The following is a 20,579-nucleotide window of genomic DNA, read 5'->3' as shown; positions in this document are numbered from 1 at the left end:
CATGACCCAGACCAACGAGACCCCGACCTTCAAACCCAAGAAATCCGTCGCCCTGTCGGGCGTCGCCGCCGGTAACACCGCGCTGTGCTCGGTGGGCAAGTCGGGCAACGACCTGCACTACCGCGGCTACGACATCCTGGACGTGGCCAACACCTGCGAATTCGAAGAGATCGCCTACCTGCTGGTGCACGGCAAGCTGCCCACCGTGGCCGAGCTGAAGGGCTACAAGGCCAAGCTGAAATCGCTGCGCGGCCTGCCGCAGGCGGTGAAGAGCGCGCTGGAAGCGCTGCCGGCAGGCGCCCACCCGATGGACGTGATGCGCACCGGCGCCTCGGTGCTGGGCTGCGTGCTGCCGGAGAAGGACGACCATAACCTGGCCGGCGCGCGCGACATCGCGGACCGTCTGATGGCCTCGTTCGGCTCGATCCTGCTGTACTGGTACCACTACAGCCATAACGGCAAGCGCATCGAGGTCGAGACCGACGACGATTCGATCGGCGGCCACTTCCTGCACCTGCTGCACGGCGAGAAGCCGCGCGCGTCCTGGGTGCGTGCGATGCACACCTCGCTGATCCTGTACGCCGAGCACGAGTTCAACGCTTCAACCTTCACCAGCCGCGTGATCGCCGGCACCGGTTCCGACATCTACTCGGCCGTCACCGGCGCGATCGGCGCGCTGCGCGGTCCGAAGCACGGCGGCGCCAACGAAGTCGCGCTCGACATCCAGAAGCGCTACGAGAACGCCGACGAAGCCGAGGCCGACATCCGCAACCGCGTGGCCAACAAGGAAGTCGTGATCGGCTTCGGCCACCCGGTGTACACCATCAGCGACCCGCGCAACGTAGTGATCAAGGAAGTGGCGCGTTCGCTGTCGCAGGAAGCCGGCTCGATGAAGATGTTCGACATCGCCGAGCGCCTGGAGTCGGTGATGTGGGAAGTGAAGAAGATGTTCCCGAACCTGGACTGGTTCTCGGCGGTGTCCTATCACATGATGGGCGTGCCGACGGCCATGTTCACGCCGCTGTTCGTGATTTCGCGCACCTCCGGCTGGGCGGCGCACATCATCGAGCAGCGCATCGACAACAAGATCATTCGTCCGAGCGCGAACTACGTGGGTCCGGAGGATCTGAAGTTCGTGCCGATCGAAGCGCGCAAATAAATGCAGGTAAACGCACTAAAAGGAGCGTCAGCGTAGCAGCGGCTCACACCCTGACCCGCACCTTCAAGACCGTCATCCCCGCGCAGGCGGGGATCCAAGTTTGCGTGAGTGGCCTGCGCACGAACTTGGGTCCCCGCCTTCGCGGGGACGACGGTCTCCCGGCTGGCTAAACAAGCAAGCATCACGAGTACGTACGTCATGAGCACCGCCATGAATTCAAACCACCGCAAACCCCTCCCAGGCACCTCGCTGGACTACTTCGACACCCGCACCGCCGTCGACACCATCCAGCCCGGCGCCTACGACACGCTTCCCTACACCTCGCGCGTGCTGGCCGAGAACCTGGTCCGCCGCTGCGACCCCGTCGCGCTGACCGACTCGCTCAAGCAGATCATCGAGCGCAAGCGCGAGCTCGACTTCCCCTGGTTTCCCGCGCGCGTGGTCTGCCACGACATCCTGGGCCAGACCGCCCTGGTCGACCTGGCCGGCCTGCGCGACGCCATCGCGCAGCAGGGCGGCGACCCGGCCCTGGTCAACCCGGTGGTCCCGACCCAGCTGGTGGTCGACCACTCCCTGGCCGTGGAATGCGGCGGCTTCGACCCCGACGCCTTCGCCAAGAACCGCGCCATCGAAGACCGCCGCAACGAAGACCGCTTCCACTTCATCGAATGGACCAAGAAGGCCTTCCAGAACGTCGACGTGATCCCGCCGGGCAACGGCATCCTGCACCAGATTAACCTCGAGCGCATGTCGCCCGTGATCCAGGTCCAGGACGGCGTGGCCTACCCGGACACCCTGGTCGGCACCGACTCCCACACCCCGATGGTCGACGCCCTGGGCGTGATCGCCATCGGCGTCGGCGGCCTGGAAGCCGAGAGCGTCATGCTCGGCCGCGCCTCGTGGATGCGCCTGCCGGACATCGTCGGCGTCGAGCTCACCGGCAAACCCCAGCCCGGCATCACCGCCACCGACATCGTGCTGGCCCTGACCGAATTCCTGCGCCAGTCCAAGGTGGTCTCGGCCTACCTCGAGTTCTACGGCGAGGGCGCGGCCGCGCTGACCCTGGGCGACCGCGCCACCATCTCCAACATGGCGCCGGAATTCGGCGCCACCGCCGCGATGTTCTACATCGACGAGCAGACCATCAAGTACCTGCGCCTGACCGGCCGCGACGAGGAACTGGTGAAGCTGGTCGAGACCTATGCCAAGGAAACCGGCCTCTGGGCCGACAGCCTCAAGAACGCGCAATACGAGCGCGTGCTGACCTTCGACCTGTCGAGCGTGGTGCGCAACATCGCCGGCCCCTCGAATCCGCACAAGCGCGTGCCGACCTCGGAACTGGCGGCGCGCGGCATCGCCGGCAAGGTGGAGAACGAGCCGGGCCTGATGCCCGACGGCGCCGTCATCATCGCGGCGATCACCAGCTGCACCAACACCAACAATCCGCGCAACATGATCGCCGCCGGCCTGCTGGCGCGTAACGCCAACCGCGCCGGCCTTGTGCGCAAGTCCTGGGTAAAGAGCTCGCTGGCGCCGGGCTCCAAGGCCGTTGCGCTGTACCTGGAAGAAGCGGGTCTCATGCCCGAGCTGGAAAAGCTCGGCTTCGGCGTGGTCGCTTTTGCCTGCACCACCTGCAATGGCATGAGCGGCGCGCTCGACCCCACCATCCAGCAGGAGATCATCGAGCGCGACCTGTACGCCACCGCCGTCCTGTCGGGCAACCGCAACTTCGACGGCCGCATCCACCCCTACGCCAAGCAGGCCTTCCTGGCGTCGCCCGCGCTGGTGGTGGCCTATGCGATCGCCGGCACCATCCGCTTCGACATCGAGAAGGACGTGCTGGGCGTGGACGCCGCCGGCCGCGAGATCCGCCTGGCCGATCTCTGGCCCTCGGACGAGGAGATCGACGCCATCGTCGAGTCCAGCGTCAAGCCGGAGCAGTTCCGCAAGGTCTACACGCCGATGTTCGCGCGCGTGCAGGACGACGGCGCGAGCGTGAGCCCGCTGTACGACTGGCGTCCGATGAGCACCTACATCCGCCGTCCGCCATATTGGGAAGGCGCGCTGGCCGGCGAGCGGACCCTGCGCGGCATGCGTCCGCTGGCGGTCCTGGGCGACAACATCACCACCGACCACCTGTCGCCGTCGAACGCCATCCTGCTCGATTCGGCGGCCGGCGAATACCTGGCGAAGATGGGCTTGCCGGAGGAAGACTTCAATTCCTACGCCACCCACCGCGGCGACCACCTGACGGCGCAGCGCGCCACCTTCGCCAACCCGACCCTGAAGAACGAGATGGTGCGCGACGCGATGGGCAACGTGAAGGCGGGCTCGCTGGCGCGCATCGAGCCGGACGGGCAGGTGACGCGCATGTGGGAAGCGATCGAGACCTACATGGAGCGCAAGCAGCCGCTGATCGTGATCGCCGGCGCCGACTACGGCCAGGGCTCCTCGCGTGACTGGGCGGCCAAGGGCGTGCGCCTGGCGGGCGTGGAGGCGATCGTGGCCGAGGGCTTCGAGCGCATCCACCGCACCAACCTGGTGGGCATGGGCGTGCTGCCGCTGGAGTTCAAGCCGGGCGTGGACCGCCTGAGCCTGGGCATCGACGGCACCGAGACCTTCGACGTGGTGGGCGAGCGCACGCCGCGCGCCGAGCTTACCCTGGTCATCCACCGCAAGGGAGGCGAGACCGTGGAGGTGCCGGTGACCTGCCGTCTCGACACCGCCGAGGAAGTGGCGATCTACGAGGCGGGCGGGGTGCTGCAGCGTTTTGCGCAGGACTTCCTGGAGTCGTCGGCGTCGAAGGCGGCGGCATGAGCGGTCAACGCACGCACATGAGCACCGCACCCTAAGCACGTCGTACGCGCCACTGGCGCCTACAACTCCCCGCGAAGGCGGGGGCCAAAGTTTGTGTGTGCAGCGGCTACGCATGCAACACTGCACCATAAGCACGTCGTCCCCGCGAAGGCGGGGACCCAAGTTTGTGTGCGCAGCGGCTACGCATGCAGCACGGCACCGTAAGTACGTCGTACGCGCCACTGGCGCCTACGACTCCCCGCGAAGGCGGGGACCCAAGTGTTGCATGCACAGCGGCTGCGCTCGCAAACTTGGGTTCCCGCCTTCGCGGGAACGACGGTTAATGGTCAACACTGACATCTTTTTGGACGCGATATGCCAAGCACCCCCCAAATCAAGATCCCCGCCACCTACATGCGTGGCGGCACCAGCAAAGGCGTGTTCTTCCGCCTCGACGACCTGCCCGAATCCGCGCGCGTGCCCGGCGATGCGCGCGATGCGCTGCTGCTGCGCGTGATCGGCAGCCCCGACCCCTACGGCAAGCAGATCGACGGCATGGGCGGCGCCACCTCGAGCACCAGCAAGGCCGTGATCGTGTCGAAGAGCGCCCGCCCGGACCACGACGTCGATTACCTGTTCGGCCAGGTCTCGATCGACAAGCCCTTCGTCGACTGGAGCGGCAACTGCGGCAACCTGTCCTCGGCGGTCGGCCCCTTCGCCATCAGCAACGGCCTGGTCGATCCGGAACGCGTGCCGCGCGACGGCGTCGCCGTGGTCCGCATCTGGCAGGCCAACATCGGCAAGACCATCGTCGCCCACGTGCCCATCAGCGGCGGACAGGTCCAGGAGACCGGCGACTTCGAACTCGACGGCGTGACCTTCCCGGCGGCCGAAGTCCAGCTCGAATTCATGGACCCGGCCGCCGAAGAGGAGGGCGCGGGCGGGTCCATGTTCCCGACCGGGAACCTGGTCGACGAGCTGGAGGTCCCCGGCGTCGGCACCCTCAAGGCGACCATGATCAACGCCGGCATCCCGACCATCTTCGTCAATGCCGAGGCGATCGGCTATACCGGAACCGAGCTGCAGGAAGCGATCAATGGCGACCCGCGCGCGCTGGCCATGTTCGAGACCATCCGCGCCCACGGCGCCCTGCGCATGGGACTGATCGAGCGCATCGAGGACGCGGCCAAGCGCCAGCACACGCCCAAGATCGCCTTCGTCGCGCGCCCGGCCGACTACCTGGCCTCGAGCGGCAAGCCGGTGGCCGCCGGCGAGATCGACCTGCTGGTGCGCGCGCTCTCGATGGGCAAGCTGCACCACGCCATGATGGGCACGGCCGCGGTGGCGATCGGCACCGCCGCCGCCATTCCCGGCACCCTGGTCAACCTCGCGGCCGGCGGCGGCGCCCGTCAGGCGGTGCGCTTCGGCCACCCCTCGGGCACGCTGCGGGTCGGCGCCGAGGCGGTCGAGGCGAACGGCGAATGGAGCGTCAGCAAGGCGATCATGAGCCGCAGCGCGCGCGTGCTGATGGAAGGCTGGGTGAGGGTGCCGGGCGACGCCTTCTGAGCGGGCAGGGGCACTTGTGGTGTTTTTTCCTCATGTGCCTTCCGGTTGTAGAGAGTTTGCCAATTCTCGGCTATGATTGAAAATTGGCAATTTCTCTTGAGCAACAGCACAAGTAGCCCCGACAATGGATCGCTTCCCGACCGACACGAAGCTGGCGCCGCCGGACGGCGCCTGCGCGCACGAGCAGCCCGATGTGGAAGCGGCGGCCTTGTGCCGCCTGGTGCTGGAGCAGCGCGCCATCCTCGAGAACGCGCCGGTGGGCATCGCCTTCACGATGCCGGGAGAGATCAAGTCCTTCAACCCGCGCGTGTGCGAGATGTTCGGCTACCGGCGCGACGAGCTGCTGTGCCTCAAGCCCATCCACATCTTCCCCTCGCCCGAGGCCTACCAGCAGCTGACCGGCGAGGCCTATGAAGTCCTGGCCGCCGGCAAACTCTACGAACGCAGCGAATTCCCCTTCCGCCGTCGCGACGGCAGCCTGTTCTGGGCCCGCCTGCGCGGGCGCGCGGTCGATCCGCGCGACCACGGCGCGGGCACGATCTGGATCATCGAGGACGTGACCGAGACCCGCCAGGCCCTGAACGAGGTCGAGGCGATCATGAACAATGCCTCGGTCGGCATCATGTTCACGCGCGAGCGCGTGATCCGCCGCTGCAATCCGGCTTTCACCGCGATGTTCGGCCTGACCGAGGCGGAGGCGCTGGGCAGCAGCACCCGCATCCTCTATCCGGACGAGAGCTCCTTCCACGAACTCGGCGAGACCGCCTACCCGCAGCTCGCCGGCGGGCTGCCCTTCCGCACCGAGACGACCATGCTGCGCAAGGACGGGGCCGCGATCTGGGTGCAGATGATCGGCTACCAGGTCAACCGCGACGAGCCCGAGCAGGGCACGGTGTGGCTGCTGGAGGACCGTACCCGCGAGAAGAACGACGAGCAGTCGCTGCGCGTGGCGCTGATGGAGAACCGCGCCATCCTCGACAACGCCGTGCTGGGCATCGCCGTGGTCGAGGATGGCCGCACCCTGCATTGCAACCGCAAGATGGAAGAGCTGTTCGGGGCCGAGGCCGGCGCCGTCGACGGCTTCACGGTGCGCTCCCTGTATCCCGACGACGCCGGCTGGTCGGCCGCGCGCGCGCTGGCCGCCGCCGACTTCGCGGCCGGGCGCGTGCACATGTCGGAACAGCAGCTGGTGCGGCGCGACGGCACGCGCTTCTGGGCGCGCCTGTCGGGCCGCCCCTTCGACCTGTCGCAGATGAGCGGGCGCAGCGTCTGGGTGATCGACGACGTCACCGCCGAGCGCGAGGCGGCCGACGCCATCCGGCGCGCGCGCGACGAGCTCGAGGTGCGGGTGGCCGAGCGCACCGCCGAACTGGCCGGCGCCAACGCCCTGCTGCAGGAAGAGATCATCGAGCGCCGCCAGGCCGAGGCGCGGGTGCACCACATGGCCTACCACGACAGCCTGACAGGGCTGCCGAACCGCGCGCTCCTGTCGGACCGGCTGGATTGCGCGATCCGCGCGGCCCACCGCGGCGGCCGCAAGCTGGCCCTGATGTTCATCGACCTGGACCGCTTCAAGAACATCAACGACACGCTCGGCCACCTGACCGGCGACCACCTGCTGCGCGAGGTGGCCAAGCGCCTGGTGGTGGCGGTGCGCGAGAGCGACACGGTGGCGCGCCTGGGCGGCGACGAGTTCGTGGTGCTGCTGCCCGAGATCGAGGCCGGCGGGGAATGTGGCCGGGTGGGCGACAAGATCATCGAGGCGCTGGCCTCGCCTTTCCCCTTCGAAGGCCACAGCCTGCACATCTCGCCCTCGATCGGCATCTGCGTCTATCCGGACGACGGCGAGGACACCGAGACCCTGATGCGCCATGCCGACGCCGCGATGTACCACGCCAAGGCGGCGGGCCGCAATAACTACCAGTTCTTCACCCAGCGCATGAACCAGGCGGCGGCGCGCCATTTCGAGCTCGAATCCAGCCTGCGCGGGGCGCTGGCGCGGCGCGAGTTCGAGCTGCACTACCAGCCGATCATGGACACCGCCACGCGCCGCGCGCGCGCGCTGGAAGTGCTGCTGCGCTGGCGCAGGGGCGGGGAGACCCTGGTCGGGCCGGACGAATTCATTCCCATCCTCGAGGAGAGCGGCATGATCGTGCCGGTCGGCGAGTGGGTGGTGCGCAGCGCCTGCGCCCAGCTCATGGAGTGGCAGCGCGAAGGCCTGGACGTGGTGCCGCTGGCGATCAACCTGTCGGCGCGCCAGTTCATGCACCACGGGCTGATCGACGCCATCCGCCGCATCGTGCAGGACACCGGGATCGACCCAAAGCTGGTGGAATTCGAGATCACCGAGACCGCGCTGATGCAGCACGGCGGCCAGACGCTGGAGACCCTGCGCCAGATTAACGCGATGGGCATGTCGCTCTCGATCGACGACTTCGGCACCGGCTATTCGAGCCTGGCCTACCTGAAGCGCTTCCCGGTCCGCAAGATCAAGATCGACCGCGCCTTCGTGCGCGAGCTGGACGTGAGTTCGGAAGACCGCGCCATCGTGGCGGCGGTGATGGCGCTGGCCAACAGCCTGCAGCTGTCGGTGGTGGCGGAGGGCGTGGAGACCGAATCGCAGTACGCCCTGCTGCGCTCCTTCGGCTGCCAGTTCGCCCAGGGCTATCTGTTCGCGCGGCCGCTGCCGGCCGCCCAGGTGGGCGCCTTCCTGGTCGCCTGAGCGCCCTGGCGGCGCTTCAGTCGGCGAGGGTGGCCACGACCGGCGCGTGGTCGGAGGGCTGCTCCCACTTGCGGGTCTCGCGGTCGATGCTGCAGGCGGTGCAGCGCTTGGCCAGCTTCTCGGACAGCAGGATATGGTCGATGCGCAGCCCGCGGTTGCGGCGGAAGGCCATCTGGCGGTAGTCCCACCAGCTGTACTGTTTCTCGGGCTGCTCGAACAGGCGGAAGGCGTCCGCCAAGCCCAGTCCCATCAGTTCCTGCAGGGCGGCGCGCTCGCGTTCCGAGAAGTGGATGCGGCCTTCCCATTCGGCCGGGTCGTGCACGTCGCGCGCCTCGGGCGCGATGTTGTAGTCGCCCAGGATCGCGAACTGCTCGTGCGCGCGCATCTCGGCCGCCACCCATTCGCGCAGCGCGGCCAGCCAGGCCAGCTTGTAGACGTATTTGTCGGAATCGACTTCCTGGCCGTTCGGCACGTAGGCGCAGATGAAGCGCACGCCGCCGATGGTGGCGGCCAGCAGGCGCTGCTGCTCGTCCTCGAAGCGCGGGTTGTTCCTCACCACGTCCTCGATCGGGAGTTTCGACAGGATCGCCACCCCGTTATAGGTCTTCTGGCCACTGAAGGCAACCTGGTAGCCGGCTTCGTTGATTTCGGCCAGCGGGAACTTGTCGTCGGTGAGTTTGGTCTCCTGAATGCAGAGCACATCCACGGGATTGGCGGCGAGCCATTGCAGCAGATGGGGCAGGCGGACTTTCAGGGAGTTGACGTTCCAGGTGGCGATTTTCATGTTTCAAAGGAAAGGCGATCAGGGCCGACATGATAGCCGAAGGAGGGCAGGGGCGGGGGCCTCACCCTCGGCAGCTTTCCCGTACGCCGTATTTTCCTGATCCGTGTATTCTATTGTCCCGCGTAGAAACTATGCTCTCAGGATAATATGTCCGAGGAGAGAGCAATATTAAGCAAAATACAACAGACGATTCTATTATAAATTAATAGAATATTAAAAAAAGTTGCTTAATCAGGGCGATCGCGTTATAAAGACGTTCGTAAAACAATAAACGAGTCTGTGTAGCATTTAACGATGTTGCACTCAGGCATAAGTTAAGTTGCAGCTCAGCAACTTTAGCTGTACTATTTGTGGATTGAAAGAGCGTGTTCGGCTGCTAGGCTGTGACAGCATGGTCGCAACCGTGCCCCAGTGGCAAAGTGGTACTATTTTGAAATCTTATTTTTCGATAGTAAATGAACCCGAACGCAGATTTGAAAAGGACTGAAATGCGCAGTGCATTTGAAGCATGGGCCCAGCGCGAAGGCCATATCGTTCGCCGCCGGGAAGACAAGCCCGAGGAATACCTCGTTTATGAAACCCAACGCCGCTGGGTCATCTGGCAGGCCGCCCTGACGCATGGCGCCAAGGCAGCAGCCGAGACCCCGTCGAAGTTCGCCCCGTCGGAGCAGAAGCCGGCCGCGATCGAGCCGGACGAAGCCGCGGTGCGCAACCGCGTGCTGAACGAGGTGCTGGACGCGTTCAGCGAACTTGACGAAGCCGCCGGCATGGAAGGCGTGCTCAAGGTCATCCAGGGCCTCAAGAAGAAGCAGAAGGCGCTGGCCGAGAAGGCCTGATGCGCTACCGCCACTACAAGGGCGGAGTGTACGAACTGGTCTGCGAAGCCGTGCTCGAAGCCGACCATACGCCCGTCGTGGTCTACCGTGGCCAGGACGGCGCCGTGTGGGTCCGACCGCGTGCGGCCTTCTTCGAGACCATCGAGGTGGATGGGCGGCGCATGCCGCGCTTCGCGCCGCTGGACGCGGCGAACGGTACGGCTCCCGCCACGCCACCCGGTACGGCTCCCGAGACGACTCCAGGCAAGGTGACTGGCAAGGTTTCCGCCCCAGCCGCCTGACGCACCTACATCGAGGCAAGGCGCCTGGTACGGTTTCCGCCCCCAGTCGCCTGACGCACCTACAGTTTGGACCGCTTCCTGCCGTTAAGGAGGAATGAGGCCAACCCAGGTGCATTCCATGTCCCACCGTAATACCCCCTTGTTCCGCTCCCTCGTCCTCGGCGCTTGCGCGCTGCTGGGCGGGTGCGCGACCCTGTCCGAATCTCCCCAGCAGCAGCTCGAACTGCATGCGATTCTCGACCACCGCGAGGTGGGTGGGGTCGGTTGCCTGCTGAGCAACGACGTCGGGCGCTGGTACGTGGTGGCGCCGGGGCGGGTAACGGTCACCCGCAGCACGGCCCCGCTGCAGGTCAGCTGCAAGAAGGAAGGCAAGGGCAGCGCGCGCGAGCTGTTCGCCTCGCGTGCGGACACGTCCAGCCTGATCGGCAACCTGGTGATCAGCGCCGGCCTGGGCGTGCTGGTGGACCGCCATTCGGGGGCCGGACACGCCTATCCCCAGGTCCTGACCGTGCTGATGCAGCCAGCGCCGGACCCGGACGGGGTGGGGGAGCCGGCGGTCGAGAGCCGGGTGTTCTGAGGCGCCGCCATGAAAAAAACAGCCCCGCAAGCGGGGCTGTTTTCATTTGAAACAATATTTCACCGAGCTGCTCCCGATGAAAGAAGATTTCACACGCGGTTCATCAGGAAGGTGGTCAGCAGCGGCACCGGACGGCCGGTGGCGCCCTTGGCGGCGCCCGACTTCCAGGCGGTGCCGGCGATGTCCAGGTGGGCCCAGGTGTACTTGCGGGTGAAGTTCTCGAGGAAGCAGGCGGCCGTGATCGAGGCGCCGCCCGGGGTGCCGATGTTGGCCAGGTCGGCGAAGTTCGACTTCAGCTGCTCGTTGTACTGCTCGCCGATCGGCAGGCGCCAGGCCACGTCGCCGGTCTGGCGGCCGGCGTCCAGCAGTTCCTCGGCCAGGGCGTCGTGGGCGGCGTCGTGGCGGGTGAACAGGCCGCTGGTGTGGTGGCCCAGGGCCACGATGCAGGCGCCGGTCAGGGTCGCGACGTCGATCACCGCGGCCGGCTTGAAGCGCTCGGCGTAGGTGAGGGCGTCGCACAGGATCAGGCGGCCTTCGGCGTCGGTATTCAGGATCTCGATGGTCAGGCCGCTCATCGAGGTCACGATGTCGCCCGGCTTGGAGGCGCGGCCCGAGGGCATGTTCTCGCAGGCCGGCACGATGCCGATCACGTTGAGCTTCAGGCCCATCTCGCCGATCGCGCGGAAGGTGCCCAGCACCGAGCCGGCGCCGCACATGTCGTACTTCATCTCGTCCATGTTCGGACCCGGCTTGAGCGAGATGCCGCCGGTGTCGAAGGTGATGCCCTTGCCGACCAGGACCACCGGCGCATCCTTGGACTTGCCGCCGTTGTGCTTCAGGACGATGAACTTGGGCGGCTCGTCGCTGCCCTTGGCCACCGACAGGAAGCTGCCCATCTTGAGGGCTTCGAGCTGCTTGCGCTCCAGGATTTCGACCTGGAAGCCGAATTCGCCCGCCAGCTTGCGCGCGGTGTCGGCCAGGTAGGTCGGGGTGCAGACGTTGGGCGAGAGGTTGCCCAGTTCCTTGGTCAGGTTCATGCCGTTGGCGATCGCGATCGACTGCGCCAGGGCGGTCTTGAGCTGGCCGGCTTCCGGGGCCGCGATGACGATCTTGCGCACGCCGCCAGGGGCCGCTTCCTTCTTGCTCTTTTGCGCGTCGGTGCGGAATTCGGCCTCGTTGGCCGCGATCACGGTGGTGCGCAGGGCCCAGGCGGCGTCGCGCTCTTTCACTTCACCCAGCGGGAATGCGATAATGGCATCCTGGCTGCCGAGGGTGGCGAATACCTTGAGCGCCGCAGACACGGCGCTGGAGTAGTTTTTCTCGGTCAGGGAATCGTCCGCCCCCATGCCCACCAGCAGCACGCGCGCAGCGGCCACGCCGGCCACGCCGCGCAGCAGCAGGGTGGAGCCGGGCTTGCCGCTGATGTCGCCGGACTTGAGCGCCGCAGTGATCGCACCGTTGACGTCGAGGGCCTGGGCGGCCGCCGACAGCTTCTTGTTCTCGAACACCGCTACCGCCACGCAGCCGGTCTTTGCGGCGGCCAGGGTGTTCTTGGTGTCGAATGCTTTTATGCTAAAGTCCATTGGATTCTCCGTTTCGATGTTCTGGCGGCGGACCAGGTGATGGAGCCATCACTTTTCCGCCGTGCCTAACCTGCAATTATATCTATTGAATGATCTTTCGACGCGCCCTGCAACGTGAATTGGCCAGTTCGGCCGGCGCCACCTTCACGGTGCTGTTCACCGTACTGCTCACCTGGACCCTGATCGCCATCCTCGGCCGGGCCGCCGGCGGCAAGGTCGCGTCAGGCGACGTGCTGGCGCTGATCGCTTTCCGCAGCACCGAACTGCTGCCCACCATCCTGATCCTCACCGGCTTCATCGCCGTGGTGGCCACCATCACGCGCAGCTACCGCGATTCCGAGATGGTCGTGTGGTTCGCCTCCGGCCAGTCGCTGCTGGGCTGGATCCGCCCGGTGCTGACCTTCGGCCTGCCGCTGGTGGCCCTGGTGGCGGCTCTGTCCCTGGTGGTCACGCCCTGGGCCAAGATGAAGAGCGCCGAGTTCACCGAGCGCTTCCAGAAGCGCGAAGACCTCAAGCGCGTGGCCCCCGGCCAGTTCCGCGAATCGAGCTCCAGCGACCGCGTGTTCTTCGTCGAGCGCAGCACCGAGGGCGCGACCGTGGTGCAGAACGTCTTCGTGAGCAGCGTCAACGGCAAGGACCACTCGGTGGTGGTGGCCAAGGAAGGCGTGATCGAGACCGACGACAAGGGCGGCCAGTTCCTGGTGCTGTCCAACGGCCGCCGCTACCAGGGCGTGCCGGGCCAGGCCGATTTCCAGTCCATGGAGTTCGAGCGCTACAGCATGCGCGTGGCGACCCAGGTGCCGGTGCTGGGCGCCGACCTGCCGGTCAGCGCGCTGTCGACGCCGGCCCTGCTGGCCGCGCCCAACCGCTACACCATGTCCGAGCTGCTGGGCCGGATCTCGGCGCCCATTGTCTGCCTCGTGCTGATCCTGCTGGCGATCCCGCTCGGCTTCGTCAACCCGCGCGCCGGCTCCTCGGCCAACCTGATCCTTGCCCTGCTGATCTTCTTCACCTATAACAACCTGGTGCGCCTGGCCGAGGCCAGCGTCAAGCAGGGCAAGGCCGCCTTCGGCATGGCCTGGTGGCCTCTCCACCTGGCCATGATCCTGGTGGTGCTGGCGCTGTTCGCCTGGCGCCTGAACGTCAACGGGCGCTACCATCCGCTGGTCCTGCTCAACAGCTGGAAGCGGCGCCGCCTGGCCGGCCGCGCGCAGCCAGCCGCGCGCACGGAGGACACCGCGGCATGAAGATCCTGCAGCGCTATTTTGCGATCAATATTTCGCAGGCCGTGGCCTTCGTGCTGGTGGCCTTCCTGGCCCTGATCGCTTTCATGGACCTGACCAGCATCCTGCCCTCGGTCGGCAAGAACGACTACGGCATCGGCAGCGCCTTCCTCTACGTGCTCCTGCTGGTGCCGGGCCACGTCTACGAGGTGATGCCGGTGGCGGCCCTGATCGGCACCATCTACACGATGGCGCAGTTCGCCTCCAGCTCCGAATTCACCATCATGCGCGCCTCCTCGATGTCGACCATGCAGGCGGCCGGCATGCTGTTTAGAATCGGCATCGTGTTCGTGGCGATCACCTTCGTGTTCGGCGAGCTGATCACGCCGCGCACGGCCCCGGTGGCCGAGCGCCTGCGCCTGCAGGCCAAGGGCGGCAGCATTTCGGGCGAGTTCCGTTCCGGCGTCTGGACCAAGGACAGCGTGCACGAGGAGGGCGTGCGCGGCAAGATTGTCGGCACCCGCTTCTTCAACGTGCGCGCGATCCGTCCCGACGGCTCGCTGGAAGACGTGCGCCTCTACGAATTCGACGCCAACATGCGCATGCGCGCGGTGATCACCGCCGCCCACGGCAGCTATGGCGGCGACAACACCTGGCGCCTGCGCGAGGTCACCGAGACCACCTTCAGCAACAGCCGCGAGCTGCCCGCGCCGGGCGCCCCGGTGCCGGACGGGCAGACCGTGCAGAGCACCTATGGCCAGGAGACCGCCGCCAGCGCCACCCGCAAGCTGGCCGAGCTGAATCTGGTGTCCGAGATCACCCCCAAGATCCTGTCGGTGTCGCGCTCGGACCCGGAGCGCATGTCGGCCAACGAGCTGGCCGTCTACACCCGCCACCTGGCCGAGAACCGCCAGGAGACCGACCGCTTCAAGGTGGCGTTCTGGAAGAAGCTGATCGACCCGCTGTCGATCTTCGTGCTGATGGCGCTGGCGCTGCCCTTCGCCTACCTGCACACCCGCAGCGGCGGCGTCAGCCTGAAGATCTTCATCGGCATCATGATCGGGGTGAGCTTCATCCTGATCAATTCCCTGTTCTCGCACCTGGGCGTGCTCACCACCTGGCCGGCCTTCATCACGGCGGCTGCGCCCAGCATCCTGTTCCTGCTGCTCGCCCTGGGGGCGCTGTGGTGGGTGGAGAGGCATTGATGAAACGCGGTCTGGTCCTGTTCGCCCACGGCGCCCGCGCGGCCGCCTGGGCCGCCCCTTTCGAGCGCCTGCGCGACGCCAGCCGCGCGCGCCTGCCCGAGGTCGAGGTCGAACTCGCCTTCCTCGAACTGATGTCGCCGCGCCTGCCCGAGACCGTGGACGCGATGGTGGCGCGCGGCATCCGCGAAGTGACCGTGGTGCCGGTCTTCCTGGGGCAGGGCGGGCACCTGCTGCGCGACCTGCCGGAGCTGGCCGAGGGCCTGCGCGCTGCCCATCCTGGGCTGCGCCTGGACGTGGCCGGGGCCATCGGCGAGGACCCGGGAGTGCAGCAGGCGATGCTCGACTATTGCGTGCGTTCGCTGGGCTGAGACGCACCGAAGCAAGATTGGCAGTTCAGCCACATGTGCTGATTTTCGTGCAATTTAGCTGATTTTCTGCTCATTTTCCGTTGGTTTCCCGCCATATTGCCGTACGGAATTTGTATTTCCTTCTTCCAATAAAAATTGACGTAGTGCATCATGGCCTGACATGACCGTGCTTTCGCGCGGCCTTCTCCAGGAACGAATTCACCCCATGAGCACCGACATCGATTACGCCCCTACCGGTATCCTCGACGACCGCGACACCCTGTTCACGACCTTGCGCAACGGCGATCTGGCCGCGACCATGACGGCGATCGACACCGGCCTCCTGACCGGCGGCCGCTGGTTCATCGACGCCCAGCACAACCCCGGCCTGTTCAGCATCGTCTACAACCCCGCCACCGACACCTCGGCCCGCCTGGTCGTGGCCGACGCCAGCCAGTTGCCGGCCGCCGGCGGCTCCACCTCTGTGACGGTGCACTACTACGACCGCTACCAGATCGACGGCTCCGGCAACCCGCTCCCGGGCCGCGGCTTCGCCGAGACCCTGGTCTTCACCGTCGAGCCGGGCACCACGCGCGAACTGGACCGCTTCGGCGCCGACCTGTCCCTGGGCGCCGCATCGGGCAGCGCCAATCCGGCCCTGGCCACCCTGTCCGACGGCGGCTTCGCGGCCGTCTGGCAGGGCGCCGACCAGGCCTTGTGGGCCCAGTTGCGCGACGCCGTCGGCAATGCGCGCGGCGCCGCCTTCGCCCTGACGCCCAGCGCCGATGGCGTGCCCGAAGGAGCGCCCAGCGTGGCGGCCCTGGACGGCGGCCGCTTCGTGACCGCCTACACGGTCGGCGCCGGTGCCGACGCCCGCATCGCCTACCGCATCGTGGACGCGGCCGGCAAGGCCGGCCCCCAGCAGTTCGCCGACGCCGGCGCGACCGGCGACAGCGCCATGCCGGACGTGGTGGCCCTGCAGGGCGGTGGCTTCGCCCTGGCCTGGCGCGCCGGCGGGCAGGTGCACGTGCGCAGCGCCGACGCCGCCGGCAACCTGGGCCCGGAACAGGTCTACGGGACCCTGGGCAGCGCCTTCAGTCCGGCGCTCGCCGCCAAGGGCGCAAGCTACGTCGTGAGCTGGGGCGAAATCAACGACGGCAACGTCTACCTGGCCCAGAACGGCGGCCCGGTGATCCTGGCCAGCGGCGACGGCTACGCCGCCAGCATCGGCACCGCGGCCCCGCTGCCGGAGCTGAGCGTCCTCAAGGACGGCAGCATGGTGGTGGCCTGGGACAGCTACCTGAACTCGCCCTTCGGCTTCGGCGTCAGCGACATCTTCTTCCAGCGCTTCGACGCCGCCGGCAACCGCCTGGGCGCGATGGCGCAGGCCAATCTCGACAGCGGCGGCGGGCGCTACGACGTCTCGGTCACGGCCCTGAGCGACGGCGGCTTTGCCCTCGCCTGGCAGTCGCAGAGCGGCGACTTCGACGGCAACGGCATCTTCGGGCGCCGCTTCGGCGCCGACGGCAGCGCCATCGACGCGCGCGAATTCGCCATCAACGAATCACGCGCGGGCGACCAGGCCAGCCCGGTCCTGAGCGCGCTGGCTAACGGCGGCTTCGCCACGGCCTGGATCGACACCCAGGCCAACGGCGCGGTGCAGGTCGAAGCGCGCGTCCTGGAAGGCGCGCTGGCGCCGGCGGCCAGCGCGCCGGCCGCCGCGGCGCCCGAGCTCGTGACGCCGGTCGTCACCGCGCCCCTGGCTGTGGTCAGCAAACCGGCCCCGGCCCCCGCCGCGAGCGCAGGGCTGGCGCCCTCCGCGGGTGCGGGCGCATCGGCCGGCGGCAGCGCCGGCGCGAGTGCGGGCGGCGCCGCAGCCACCTACGGCAGCGACCGGAGCAACAGCTTCAAGGCCGCCGCGGGCGACCACAAGATCGACGGGCTGGGCGGCATCGACAGCATCAGCTACGGCGGCGCCAGGTCCATGTTCGCGATCACACGCGAGGCCGGGGCGGCCATCGTCAGCGACCGCAAGGGCGGCAGCGGCAGCGACACCCTGGTCAACGTCGAGCGCGTGCACTTCAGCGACGTGTCGGTGGCCCTCGACATCGAGGGCGTGGCGGGCCAGGCCTACCGGCTGTACCAGGCCGCCTTCGACCGCGCGCCGGACAAGGCCGGCATGGGCTACTGGATCAAGATGATGGATGGCGGCGCCAGCCTGGAGAGCGTGGCGGCGGGCTTCGCCGCGAGCAAGGAGTTCGCCGACCTGTACGGCGCCGACGCCAGCGACGCGCGCTTCGTCGAGCTGCTGTACCAGAACGTGCTGCACCGCCAGCTCGACGTCCCGGGGCGCGACTACTGGCTAGGGGCCCTCGAGCAGGGCCAGGGCCGCCAGCAGGTGCTGGCCTTCTTCAGCGAAAGCGGGGAGAACCAGACCCAGGTGATCGGCGCGATCCAGCACGGGATCGAGTTCACGCCCTGGGGCTGAACCCCGGGCGCAGGAGGAGGGCGCCTAGTCGCCCTTCTGGTGTTCGCGCCGCGCCAGCGCTTCGCCCAGCATGACCAGCACCGGCCCGTGGCCGGGTTCCAGGCCCTGGGCCAGGTCCTTCAGGGAGAGGCGCAGGATGCGCTGGTCGGGGCGGCTGCAGTTTTCCACCACCACCACCGGCAGGTCGGGGCGGCGTCCTTCGGCCAGCAGGCGCTCGGCCGTGGCGGCCGCCTCGCGGCCGCCCATGTACTGGACCAGGGTATCGGTTTCGGGAAGGGCCGGATGATCAGGCTCGTCGGGCGCGGTGCTCGAGGTGAAGAAGGCGACGCTGCGCGCCACGCCGCGCTTGGTCAGCGGCTGGAGGGTGGCGGCGGCGGCGGCCACCGCGGTCGTGATGCCGGGCACCACCTCGACCTCGATGCCTTCGGCTTCCAGCGCGCGCAGCTCTTCGTCGGCGCGCCCGAACAGCATCGGGTCGCCGCCCTTGAGGCGGACCACGTGGCGGTATTTGCGGGCGCAGTCGACCAGCTGCTGGTTGATCAGGGTCTGGGCGGTGGAACGCTGGCCGGAACGCTTGCCGACCGAGATCTTCTCGGCCTGGGCGCACAGGGCCAGCATCTCGGGGGTGACCAGGGCGTCGTAGAGCACCACCTCGGCCTGGGCCAGCAGGCGCGCACCGCGCACGGTGATCAGGTCGGCCGCGCCGGGGCCCGCTCCCACCAGGTAAACTTTGCCCAAGGCCCCCATGCAGATCCTTTCTAGAACTATTGCTCCAGACGGATCATACCTGCTGCCACGGTCTGGTGGGTCACTTCGTCGATCAGGATGAAGGCGCCGGTGGCGCGGATCTCGTCATAGGCGTCGGCCGCCAGCGGCTGCTGCACGGTCAGGCCGATGCGCGCGATGTCGTTCAGCTTCAGGCCCTCGGCAGCGTGGCGCTGCTGCGTGTTGACGTCCAGGATGCTGTCGACCCGGGTCACCTTGGCGGCGGTCTGGCGGGTGCCGTGCTTGAGCCAGTACTTGCGGCGCAGGTCGAGCGGCTCGTCGGCCATCCAGCAGACGTCGGCCACCACCTGCTTGAGCAGGGTCGCCGGCTGTTCGCTCGAAGACAGCACGTCGCCGCGCGACACGTCCACGTATTCGTTCAGCACCAGGGTCACGGACTGGCCGGCCGCGGCCGACTGCAGCGGACCGTCGAAGGTGACGATCTCCTTGACCGTGGCGGCCTGGCCCGAGGGCTGGACCACCAGCTTGTCGCCCACCTTCACCTGGCCCGATTCGATGCGGCCCATGTAGCCGCGGAAGTCGTTCGCCTCGTGGCCGTTGTGGCGCGCCACCAGCTGCACCGGGAAGCGGAAGGGCGCGGCATGCGATTCGTCGTAGACCGAGAGCGATTCCAGCAGCGCGATCAGGGTCGGGCCTTCATACCAGGGCATGTTGGCGGACGCCTCGACCACGTTGTCGCCGGCCAGGGCCGAGAGCGGGATCGCGGTCACGTCCTTCAAGCCCAGCGACTGCGCGAATTCGCCGTAGGCGGCCACGATGCGCTCGTAGACGGCGCGGTCGTAGTTCACCAGGTCCATCTTGTTGACCGCCACGATCACGTGCTCGATCTGGAGCAGCTTGGCGATGGTCGAGTGGCGCTTGGTCTGGGTCAGCAGGTCCACGCCGCCGTCCTCGCGCAGCTTCACCTTCGACACGTCGACCAGGATGATCACGGCGTCGGCGGTCGAGGCCCCGGTCACCATGTTGCGGGTGTACTGCTCGTGGCCCGGGGTGTCGGCGATGATGAACTTGCGCTTGGGGGTGGCGAAGTAGCGGTAGGCCACGTCGATCGTGATGCCTTGCTCGCGCTCGGCTTCGAGGCCGTCGGTCAGCAGCGAGAGGTCGATGGTGTCGCCCACGGTGCGCTTGTGCTTGGCGCGCGAGACGGCGGCCAGCTGGTCGGCGAAGATGCCCTTGCTGTCGTACAGCAGGCGGCCGATCAGGGTGCTCTTGCCGTCGTCGACGGAGCCGGCGGTGATGAAGCGGAGCAGCCCGCTTTGGGTCAGTTGTTCGGTCATGGCGTTCATCAGAAATAACCCGCTTTCTTGCGTTTTTCCATCGAGGCTTCGGAAGTCTGGTCGTCCATGCGGGTGGCGCCGCGTTCGGTCACTTCGGTCACCGCGGTTTCGGCGATGATCGCGTCCACCGTGTCCGCATCGGAGGCGACCGGGCAAGTGCAGGAGATGTCGCCCACCGTGCGGAAGCGCACGGTGCGGGTCTCGACGCTTTCGCCTTCGCGCGCCGGGGTCAGAGGGGTCAGGGGCACCAGCAGGCCGTTGCGCGGGATCACCTGGCGCTCGTGGGCGAAGTAGATCGAGGGCAGGGCCAGCTTTTCGCGGGCGATGTACTGCCAGACGTCGAGCTCGGTCCAGTTCGAGATCGGGAACACGCGCATGTTCTCGCCCGGATGGACGCGGGTGTTATACAGGTCCCACAGTTCCGGGCGCTGGGCCTTCGGATCCCACTGGCCGAATTCGTCGCGGAAGGAGAAGATGCGCTCCTTGGCGCGCGCCTTTTCCTCGTCGCGGCGGGCGCCGCCGATGCAGGCGTCGAAGCCGTGCTCGGAAATGGTTTCGAGCAGGGTCACGGCCTGGGCCGCGTTGCGCGAGTCGGTCTGGGGGTTACGCAGGCGCACGGTGCCGCGCTTGATCGATTCCTCGACGCTGCCGACGATCAGGCGCTCGCCCAGTTCCGCCACGCGCGCGTCGCGGAAGGCGATCACTTCGTCGAAGTTATGCCCGGTGTCGATGTGCACCAGGGGGAAGGGGAATTTGCCCGGACGGAAGGCCTTCTCGGCCAGGCGCAGCAGCACGACCGAGTCCTTGCCGCCCGAGAACAGGAGGGCAGGGTTGCTGCATTCGGCCGCCACTTCGCGCAGGATGTGGATCGCTTCCGATTCCAGCAGGTCGAGGTGACGCGCATTCACGTCGCTCAGCAGTGCTTGTTCAATCACGGTAGTCATGTTCT

16 protein-coding genes are annotated in these 20,579 nt (G+C 67.3%); 11 read left to right on the top strand and 5 right to left on the bottom strand.

Going from position 1 to position 20,579, the window contains the following annotated elements:
• The first annotated feature begins 1 nt into the window (after position 1).
• From prpC to B0920_RS10490, 4 genes are all read left to right on the top strand, one after another.
• On the top strand, positions 2–1,159 hold the full coding sequence (gene prpC, locus B0920_RS10505; RefSeq protein WP_078032445.1) for a 2-methylcitrate synthase: 1,158 nt from the start codon (positions 2–4) through the stop codon (positions 1,157–1,159).
• 210 nt (positions 1,160–1,369) lie between these two features.
• A complete protein-coding gene (acnD, locus tag B0920_RS10500) occupies positions 1,370–3,976 on the top strand; it encodes a Fe/S-dependent 2-methylisocitrate dehydratase AcnD (RefSeq protein WP_078032444.1) in 2,607 nt (868 codons plus the stop codon).
• 354 nt (positions 3,977–4,330) lie between these two features.
• The gene (gene prpF, locus B0920_RS10495) at positions 4,331–5,521 is read left to right on the top strand and encodes a 2-methylaconitate cis-trans isomerase PrpF (RefSeq protein ID WP_078032443.1); all 1,191 of its coding nucleotides are present in this window, start codon (positions 4,331–4,333) and stop codon (positions 5,519–5,521) included.
• 124 nt (positions 5,522–5,645) lie between these two features.
• Positions 5,646–8,243, top strand: a complete 2,598-nt coding sequence (locus B0920_RS10490; protein ID WP_078032442.1) for an EAL domain-containing protein — start codon at positions 5,646–5,648, stop codon at positions 8,241–8,243.
• Positions 8,244–8,259: 16 nt separating this feature from the next.
• On the opposite strand, the gene xth is transcribed toward B0920_RS10490, so the two are convergent.
• Entirely contained in the window at positions 8,260–9,027 is a 768-nt protein-coding gene (gene xth / locus B0920_RS10485) for an exodeoxyribonuclease III (protein WP_078032441.1), read from the bottom strand.
• A gap of 488 nt (positions 9,028–9,515) precedes the next feature.
• On the opposite strand from xth, the gene B0920_RS10480 reads away from it, so the two are divergent.
• The 3 genes from B0920_RS10480 to B0920_RS10470 all read left to right on the top strand — a co-directional run bounded on the left by B0920_RS10480 (position 9,516) and on the right by B0920_RS10470 (position 10,721).
• Positions 9,516–9,863 (top strand): hypothetical protein, encoded by a 348-nt coding sequence (locus tag B0920_RS10480; protein WP_078032440.1) that lies wholly within the window; start codon positions 9,516–9,518, stop codon positions 9,861–9,863.
• Positions 9,863–10,144, top strand: coding sequence for a DUF1653 domain-containing protein (locus B0920_RS10475; protein WP_078032439.1), 282 nt, complete (start codon positions 9,863–9,865; stop codon positions 10,142–10,144). The genes B0920_RS10480 and B0920_RS10475 overlap by 1 nt, the downstream gene beginning before the upstream one ends.
• A gap of 118 nt (positions 10,145–10,262) precedes the next feature.
• Positions 10,263–10,721 (top strand): hypothetical protein, encoded by a 459-nt coding sequence (locus B0920_RS10470; protein ID WP_078032438.1) that lies wholly within the window; start codon positions 10,263–10,265, stop codon positions 10,719–10,721.
• Positions 10,722–10,810: 89 nt separating this feature from the next.
• On the opposite strand, the gene B0920_RS10465 is transcribed toward B0920_RS10470, so the two are convergent.
• The gene (locus B0920_RS10465) at positions 10,811–12,304 is read right to left on the bottom strand and encodes a leucyl aminopeptidase (RefSeq protein ID WP_078032437.1); all 1,494 of its coding nucleotides are present in this window, start codon (positions 12,302–12,304) and stop codon (positions 10,811–10,813) included.
• 89 nt (positions 12,305–12,393) lie between these two features.
• On the opposite strand from B0920_RS10465, the gene lptF reads away from it, so the two are divergent.
• From lptF to B0920_RS10445, 4 genes are all read left to right on the top strand, one after another.
• Entirely contained in the window at positions 12,394–13,551 is a 1,158-nt protein-coding gene (lptF, locus tag B0920_RS10460; protein ID WP_078032436.1) for an LPS export ABC transporter permease LptF, read from the top strand.
• Entirely contained in the window at positions 13,548–14,732 is a 1,185-nt protein-coding gene (gene lptG, locus B0920_RS10455; RefSeq protein ID WP_078032435.1) for an LPS export ABC transporter permease LptG, read from the top strand. The genes lptF and lptG overlap by 4 nt, the downstream gene beginning before the upstream one ends.
• Complete coding sequence (locus B0920_RS10450) at positions 14,732–15,100, top strand: sirohydrochlorin chelatase (protein WP_078032434.1); 369 nt, start codon at positions 14,732–14,734, stop codon at positions 15,098–15,100. Before lptG ends, B0920_RS10450 begins: the two co-directional genes overlap by 1 nt.
• A gap of 205 nt (positions 15,101–15,305) precedes the next feature.
• Positions 15,306–17,567: a DUF4214 domain-containing protein gene (locus B0920_RS10445; RefSeq protein ID WP_078032433.1), complete on the top strand. Its 2,262-nt coding sequence runs from the start codon at positions 15,306–15,308 to the stop codon at positions 17,565–17,567.
• Between the two features lie 24 nt (positions 17,568–17,591).
• On the opposite strand, the gene cobA is transcribed toward B0920_RS10445, so the two are convergent.
• The 3 genes from cobA to cysD are packed head-to-tail and all read right to left on the bottom strand — an operon-like array spanning position 17,592 to position 20,574.
• The gene (gene cobA / locus B0920_RS10440) at positions 17,592–18,314 is read right to left on the bottom strand and encodes a uroporphyrinogen-III C-methyltransferase (RefSeq protein ID WP_078032432.1); all 723 of its coding nucleotides are present in this window, start codon (positions 18,312–18,314) and stop codon (positions 17,592–17,594) included.
• A 17-nt stretch (positions 18,315–18,331) separates the two neighbouring features.
• Positions 18,332–19,639, bottom strand: a complete 1,308-nt coding sequence (locus B0920_RS10435) for a sulfate adenylyltransferase subunit 1 (protein ID WP_078032431.1) — start codon at positions 19,637–19,639, stop codon at positions 18,332–18,334.
• Entirely contained in the window at positions 19,639–20,574 is a 936-nt protein-coding gene (cysD, locus tag B0920_RS10430) for a sulfate adenylyltransferase subunit CysD (protein ID WP_078032430.1), read from the bottom strand. Before cysD ends, B0920_RS10435 begins: the two co-directional genes overlap by 1 nt.
• Positions 20,575–20,579: the final 5 nt, after the last annotated feature.

The sequence above is a fragment of the Massilia sp. KIM genome, assembly GCF_002007115.1.
Classification (GTDB): domain Bacteria; phylum Pseudomonadota; class Gammaproteobacteria; order Burkholderiales; family Burkholderiaceae_D; genus Telluria.
The sequence above is the reverse complement of the archived record's forward strand: the minus strand, read 5'-3'. Positions and strand labels throughout refer to the sequence as shown.

Bases quoted from the DNA above. Each gene is read 5' to 3' on its own strand.
- B0920_RS10470 (WP_078032438.1), top strand. From the start codon at position 10,263: ATGTCCCACCGTAATACCCCCTTGTTCCGCTCCCTCGTCCTCGGCGCT.
- B0920_RS10450 (WP_078032434.1), top strand. From the start codon at position 14,732: ATGAAACGCGGTCTGGTCCTGTTCGCCCACGGCGCCCGCGCGGCCGCC.
- prpF (WP_078032443.1), top strand. From the start codon at position 4,331: ATGCCAAGCACCCCCCAAATCAAGATCCCCGCCACCTACATGCGTGGC.
- cysD (WP_078032430.1), bottom strand. From the start codon at position 20,574: ATGACTACCGTGATTGAACAAGCACTGCTGAGCGACGTGAATGCGCGT.
- B0920_RS10490 (WP_078032442.1), top strand. From the start codon at position 5,646: ATGGATCGCTTCCCGACCGACACGAAGCTGGCGCCGCCGGACGGCGCC.
- B0920_RS10475 (WP_078032439.1), top strand. From the start codon at position 9,863: ATGCGCTACCGCCACTACAAGGGCGGAGTGTACGAACTGGTCTGCGAA.
- B0920_RS10465 (WP_078032437.1), bottom strand. From the start codon at position 12,304: ATGGACTTTAGCATAAAAGCATTCGACACCAAGAACACCCTGGCCGCC.
- lptF (WP_078032436.1), top strand. From the start codon at position 12,394: ATGATCTTTCGACGCGCCCTGCAACGTGAATTGGCCAGTTCGGCCGGC.
- B0920_RS10480 (WP_078032440.1), top strand. From the start codon at position 9,516: ATGCGCAGTGCATTTGAAGCATGGGCCCAGCGCGAAGGCCATATCGTT.
- prpC (WP_078032445.1), top strand. From the start codon at position 2: ATGACCCAGACCAACGAGACCCCGACCTTCAAACCCAAGAAATCCGTC.
- B0920_RS10435 (WP_078032431.1), bottom strand. From the start codon at position 19,639: ATGAACGCCATGACCGAACAACTGACCCAAAGCGGGCTGCTCCGCTTC.
- acnD (WP_078032444.1), top strand. From the start codon at position 1,370: ATGAATTCAAACCACCGCAAACCCCTCCCAGGCACCTCGCTGGACTAC.
- B0920_RS10445 (WP_078032433.1), top strand. From the start codon at position 15,306: ATGAGCACCGACATCGATTACGCCCCTACCGGTATCCTCGACGACCGC.
- cobA (WP_078032432.1), bottom strand. From the start codon at position 18,314: ATGGGGGCCTTGGGCAAAGTTTACCTGGTGGGAGCGGGCCCCGGCGCG.
- xth (WP_078032441.1), bottom strand. From the start codon at position 9,027: ATGAAAATCGCCACCTGGAACGTCAACTCCCTGAAAGTCCGCCTGCCC.
- lptG (WP_078032435.1), top strand. From the start codon at position 13,548: ATGAAGATCCTGCAGCGCTATTTTGCGATCAATATTTCGCAGGCCGTG.